The sequence below is a fragment of the Achromobacter sp. SIMBA_011 genome, assembly GCF_046535435.1.
Lineage (GTDB): Bacteria > Pseudomonadota > Gammaproteobacteria > Burkholderiales > Burkholderiaceae_B > Achromobacter > Achromobacter dolens.
Genome location: NZ_JAWRWN010000017.1, coordinates 1 through 5960 on the forward strand (window position 1 = coordinate 1; position 5960 = coordinate 5960).

A 5960-nucleotide genomic window follows, 5' to 3' on the forward strand; every position below is an offset into this window, starting at 1 on the left:
TGACCTGTCCGTGGGAAGGCGCAAATTTTGTGCTGAAAGTGAAACAGGTGAGCGGCTTTTCTAATTATGATGAATCTAAATTTCTGAGTCAGAGTGCAATTCCGAATATTGATGATGAATCATTTCAGAAAGAACTGTTTGAACAGATGGTGGATCTGAGCGAAATGACCTCTAAAGATAAATTTAAATCATTTGAAGAACTGAATACCAAATTTGGCCAGGTTATGGGTACCGCAGTTATGGGCGGTGCAGCAGCAACCGCAGCAAACAAAGCAGATAAAGTTGCCGATGATCTGGATGCATTTAATGTTGATGATTTTAATACCAAAACCGAAGATGATTTTATGTCTTCAAGTAGCGGCTCTAGCTCAAGCGCAGATGATACCGATCTGGATGATCTGCTGAATGATCTGCTCGAGCACCACCACCACCACCACTGAGATCCGGCTGCTAACAAAGCCCGAAAGGAAGCTGAGTTGGCTGCTGCCACCGCTGAGCAATAACTAGCATAACCCCTTGGGGCCTCTAAACGGGTCTTGAGGGGTTTTTTGCTGAAAGGAGGAACTATATCCGGATTGGCGAATGGGACGCGCCCTGTAGCGGCGCATTAAGCGCGGCGGGTGTGGTGGTTACGCGCAGCGTGACCGCTACACTTGCCAGCGCCCTAGCGCCCGCTCCTTTCGCTTTCTTCCCTTCCTTTCTCGCCACGTTCGCCGGCTTTCCCCGTCAAGCTCTAAATCGGGGGCTCCCTTTAGGGTTCCGATTTAGTGCTTTACGGCACCTCGACCCCAAAAAACTTGATTAGGGTGATGGTTCACGTAGTGGGCCATCGCCCTGATAGACGGTTTTTCGCCCTTTGACGTTGGAGTCCACGTTCTTTAATAGTGGACTCTTGTTCCAAACTGGAACAACACTCAACCCTATCTCGGTCTATTCTTTTGATTTATAAGGGATTTTGCCGATTTCGGCCTATTGGTTAAAAAATGAGCTGATTTAACAAAAATTTAACGCGAATTTTAACAAAATATTAACGCTTACAATTTAGGTGGCACTTTTCGGGGAAATGTGCGCGGAACCCCTATTTGTTTATTTTTCTAAATACATTCAAATATGTATCCGCTCATGAATTAATTCTTAGAAAAACTCATCGAGCATCAAATGAAACTGCAATTTATTCATATCAGGATTATCAATACCATATTTTTGAAAAAGCCGTTTCTGTAATGAAGGAGAAAACTCACCGAGGCAGTTCCATAGGATGGCAAGATCCTGGTATCGGTCTGCGATTCCGACTCGTCCAACATCAATACAACCTATTAATTTCCCCTCGTCAAAAATAAGGTTATCAAGTGAGAAATCACCATGAGTGACGACTGAATCCGGTGAGAATGGCAAAAGTTTATGCATTTCTTTCCAGACTTGTTCAACAGGCCAGCCATTACGCTCGTCATCAAAATCACTCGCATCAACCAAACCGTTATTCATTCGTGATTGCGCCTGAGCGAGACGAAATACGCGATCGCTGTTAAAAGGACAATTACAAACAGGAATCGAATGCAACCGGCGCAGGAACACTGCCAGCGCATCAACAATATTTTCACCTGAATCAGGATATTCTTCTAATACCTGGAATGCTGTTTTCCCGGGGATCGCAGTGGTGAGTAACCATGCATCATCAGGAGTACGGATAAAATGCTTGATGGTCGGAAGAGGCATAAATTCCGTCAGCCAGTTTAGTCTGACCATCTCATCTGTAACATCATTGGCAACGCTACCTTTGCCATGTTTCAGAAACAACTCTGGCGCATCGGGCTTCCCATACAATCGATAGATTGTCGCACCTGATTGCCCGACATTATCGCGAGCCCATTTATACCCATATAAATCAGCATCCATGTTGGAATTTAATCGCTGCCTAGAGCAAGACGTTTCCCGTTGAATATGGCTCATAACACCCCTTGTATTACTGTTTATGTAAGCAGACAGTTTTATTGTTCATGACCAAAATCCCTTAACGTGAGTTTTCGTTCCACTGAGCGTCAGACCCCGTAGAAAAGATCAAAGGATCTTCTTGAGATCCTTTTTTTCTGCGCGTAATCTGCTGCTTGCAAACAAAAAAACCACCGCTACCAGCGGTGGTTTGTTTGCCGGATCAAGAGCTACCAACTCTTTTTCCGAAGGTAACTGGCTTCAGCAGAGCGCAGATACCAAATACTGTCCTTCTAGTGTAGCCGTAGTTAGGCCACCACTTCAAGAACTCTGTAGCACCGCCTACATACCTCGCTCTGCTAATCCTGTTACCAGTGGCTGCTGCCAGTGGCGATAAGTCGTGTCTTACCGGGTTGGACTCAAGACGATAGTTACCGGATAAGGCGCAGCGGTCGGGCTGAACGGGGGGTTCGTGCACACAGCCCAGCTTGGAGCGAACGACCTACACCGAACTGAGATACCTACAGCGTGAGCTATGAGAAAGCGCCACGCTTCCCGAAGGGAGAAAGGCGGACAGGTATCCGGTAAGCGGCAGGGTCGGAACAGGAGAGCGCACGAGGGAGCTTCCAGGGGGAAACGCCTGGTATCTTTATAGTCCTGTCGGGTTTCGCCACCTCTGACTTGAGCGTCGATTTTTGTGATGCTCGTCAGGGGGGCGGAGCCTATGGAAAAACGCCAGCAACGCGGCCTTTTTACGGTTCCTGGCCTTTTGCTGGCCTTTTGCTCACATGTTCTTTCCTGCGTTATCCCCTGATTCTGTGGATAACCGTATTACCGCCTTTGAGTGAGCTGATACCGCTCGCCGCAGCCGAACGACCGAGCGCAGCGAGTCAGTGAGCGAGGAAGCGGAAGAGCGCCTGATGCGGTATTTTCTCCTTACGCATCTGTGCGGTATTTCACACCGCAATGGTGCACTCTCAGTACAATCTGCTCTGATGCCGCATAGTTAAGCCAGTATACACTCCGCTATCGCTACGTGACTGGGTCATGGCTGCGCCCCGACACCCGCCAACACCCGCTGACGCGCCCTGACGGGCTTGTCTGCTCCCGGCATCCGCTTACAGACAAGCTGTGACCGTCTCCGGGAGCTGCATGTGTCAGAGGTTTTCACCGTCATCACCGAAACGCGCGAGGCAGCTGCGGTAAAGCTCATCAGCGTGGTCGTGAAGCGATTCACAGATGTCTGCCTGTTCATCCGCGTCCAGCTCGTTGAGTTTCTCCAGAAGCGTTAATGTCTGGCTTCTGATAAAGCGGGCCATGTTAAGGGCGGTTTTTTCCTGTTTGGTCACTGATGCCTCCGTGTAAGGGGGATTTCTGTTCATGGGGGTAATGATACCGATGAAACGAGAGAGGATGCTCACGATACGGGTTACTGATGATGAACATGCCCGGTTACTGGAACGTTGTGAGGGTAAACAACTGGCGGTATGGATGCGGCGGGACCAGAGAAAAATCACTCAGGGTCAATGCCAGCGCTTCGTTAATACAGATGTAGGTGTTCCACAGGGTAGCCAGCAGCATCCTGCGATGCAGATCCGGAACATAATGGTGCAGGGCGCTGACTTCCGCGTTTCCAGACTTTACGAAACACGGAAACCGAAGACCATTCATGTTGTTGCTCAGGTCGCAGACGTTTTGCAGCAGCAGTCGCTTCACGTTCGCTCGCGTATCGGTGATTCATTCTGCTAACCAGTAAGGCAACCCCGCCAGCCTAGCCGGGTCCTCAACGACAGGAGCACGATCATGCGCACCCGTGGGGCCGCCATGCCGGCGATAATGGCCTGCTTCTCGCCGAAACGTTTGGTGGCGGGACCAGTGACGAAGGCTTGAGCGAGGGCGTGCAAGATTCCGAATACCGCAAGCGACAGGCCGATCATCGTCGCGCTCCAGCGAAAGCGGTCCTCGCCGAAAATGACCCAGAGCGCTGCCGGCACCTGTCCTACGAGTTGCATGATAAAGAAGACAGTCATAAGTGCGGCGACGATAGTCATGCCCCGCGCCCACCGGAAGGAGCTGACTGGGTTGAAGGCTCTCAAGGGCATCGGTCGAGATCCCGGTGCCTAATGAGTGAGCTAACTTACATTAATTGCGTTGCGCTCACTGCCCGCTTTCCAGTCGGGAAACCTGTCGTGCCAGCTGCATTAATGAATCGGCCAACGCGCGGGGAGAGGCGGTTTGCGTATTGGGCGCCAGGGTGGTTTTTCTTTTCACCAGTGAGACGGGCAACAGCTGATTGCCCTTCACCGCCTGGCCCTGAGAGAGTTGCAGCAAGCGGTCCACGCTGGTTTGCCCCAGCAGGCGAAAATCCTGTTTGATGGTGGTTAACGGCGGGATATAACATGAGCTGTCTTCGGTATCGTCGTATCCCACTACCGAGATATCCGCACCAACGCGCAGCCCGGACTCGGTAATGGCGCGCATTGCGCCCAGCGCCATCTGATCGTTGGCAACCAGCATCGCAGTGGGAACGATGCCCTCATTCAGCATTTGCATGGTTTGTTGAAAACCGGACATGGCACTCCAGTCGCCTTCCCGTTCCGCTATCGGCTGAATTTGATTGCGAGTGAGATATTTATGCCAGCCAGCCAGACGCAGACGCGCCGAGACAAAACTTAATGGGCCCGCTAACAGCGCGATTTGCTGGTGACCCAATGCGACCAGATGCTCCACGCCCAGTCGCGTACCGTCTTCATGGGAGAAAATAATACTGTTGATGGGTGTCTGGTCAGAGACATCAAGAAATAACGCCGGAACATTAGTGCAGGCAGCTTCCACAGCAATGGCATCCTGGTCATCCAGCGGATAGTTAATGATCAGCCCACTGACGCGTTGCGCGAGAAGATTGTGCACCGCCGCTTTACAGGCTTCGACGCCGCTTCGTTCTACCATCGACACCACCACGCTGGCACCCAGTTGATCGGCGCGAGATTTAATCGCCGCGACAATTTGCGACGGCGCGTGCAGGGCCAGACTGGAGGTGGCAACGCCAATCAGCAACGACTGTTTGCCCGCCAGTTGTTGTGCCACGCGGTTGGGAATGTAATTCAGCTCCGCCATCGCCGCTTCCACTTTTTCCCGCGTTTTCGCAGAAACGTGGCTGGCCTGGTTCACCACGCGGGAAACGGTCTGATAAGAGACACCGGCATACTCTGCGACATCGTATAACGTTACTGGTTTCACATTCACCACCCTGAATTGACTCTCTTCCGGGCGCTATCATGCCATACCGCGAAAGGTTTTGCGCCATTCGATGGTGTCCGGGATCTCGACGCTCTCCCTTATGCGACTCCTGCATTAGGAAGCAGCCCAGTAGTAGGTTGAGGCCGTTGAGCACCGCCGCCGCAAGGAATGGTGCATGCAAGGAGATGGCGCCCAACAGTCCCCCGGCCACGGGGCCTGCCACCATACCCACGCCGAAACAAGCGCTCATGAGCCCGAAGTGGCGAGCCCGATCTTCCCCATCGGTGATGTCGGCGATATAGGCGCCAGCAACCGCACCTGTGGCGCCGGTGATGCCGGCCACGATGCGTCCGGCGTAGAGGATCGAGATCTCGATCCCGCGAAATTAATACGACTCACTATAGGGGAATTGTGAGCGGATAACAATTCCCCTCTAGAAATAATTTTGTTTAACTTTAAGAAGGAGATATACATATGTTTAAACGTAAATCAACCGCAGAACTGGCAGCACAGATGGCAAAACTGAATGGTAATAAAGGCTTTAGCTCAGAAGATAAAGGCGAATGGAAACTGAAACTGGATAATGCAGGTAATGGTCAGGCAGTTATTCGCTTTCTGCCGTCTAAAAATGATGAACAGGCACCGTTTGCAATTCTGGTTAATCATGGCTTTAAAAAAAATGGCAAATGGTATATTGAAACCTGTAGTAGTACCCACGGCGATTATGATTCTTGTCCGGTGTGTCAGTATATTAGTAAAAATGATCTGTATAATACCGATAATAAAGAATA

At 50.9% G+C, this 5960-nt stretch carries 6 protein-coding genes and 2 pseudogenes; 3 read left to right on the forward strand and 5 right to left on the reverse strand.

The window, feature by feature from the left end:
• The coding region (locus tag SB816_RS29590) for a hypothetical protein (protein WP_410547952.1) at window positions 1-440 on the forward strand (440 nt) is incomplete at its 5' end.
• A gap of 694 nt (window positions 441-1134) precedes the next feature.
• Here SB816_RS29590 and SB816_RS29595 read toward each other — a convergent pair.
• Both SB816_RS29595 and SB816_RS29600 read right to left on the reverse strand, forming a co-directional pair.
• The gene (locus tag SB816_RS29595) at window positions 1135-1950 is read right to left on the reverse strand and encodes an APH(3')-I family aminoglycoside O-phosphotransferase (RefSeq protein ID WP_335834909.1); all 816 of its coding nucleotides are present in this window, start codon (window positions 1948-1950) and stop codon (window positions 1135-1137) included.
• Between the two features lie 1136 nt (window positions 1951-3086).
• Window positions 3087-3278, reverse strand: coding sequence for a Rop family plasmid primer RNA-binding protein (locus SB816_RS29600; RefSeq protein ID WP_000165985.1), 192 nt, complete (start codon window positions 3276-3278; stop codon window positions 3087-3089).
• 31 nt (window positions 3279-3309) lie between these two features.
• Between SB816_RS29600 and SB816_RS29605 the strand changes: the two genes are divergently transcribed.
• A complete protein-coding gene (locus tag SB816_RS29605) occupies window positions 3310-3678 on the forward strand; it encodes a hypothetical protein (protein WP_000538659.1) in 369 nt (122 codons plus the stop codon).
• A gap of 17 nt (window positions 3679-3695) precedes the next feature.
• Here the strand turns inward: SB816_RS29605 and SB816_RS29610 are convergent.
• The 3 genes and pseudogenes from SB816_RS29610 to SB816_RS29620 all read right to left on the reverse strand — a co-directional run.
• Window positions 3696-4037 (reverse strand): annotated as a pseudogene (locus SB816_RS29610) (hypothetical protein); the annotation flags it as partial.
• A 49-nt stretch (window positions 4038-4086) separates the two neighbouring features.
• Window positions 4087-5169, reverse strand: coding sequence for a DNA-binding transcriptional repressor LacI (gene lacI, locus SB816_RS29615; RefSeq protein ID WP_410547954.1), 1083 nt, complete (start codon window positions 5167-5169; stop codon window positions 4087-4089).
• 79 nt (window positions 5170-5248) lie between these two features.
• A pseudogene (locus SB816_RS29620) lies at window positions 5249-5533 on the reverse strand (MFS transporter); the annotation flags it as partial.
• A gap of 110 nt (window positions 5534-5643) precedes the next feature.
• Here SB816_RS29620 and SB816_RS29625 point away from each other — a divergent pair.
• Window positions 5644-5960 (forward strand): hypothetical protein (locus SB816_RS29625; protein WP_410547953.1); only part of this gene is annotated, 317 nt, incomplete at its 3' end.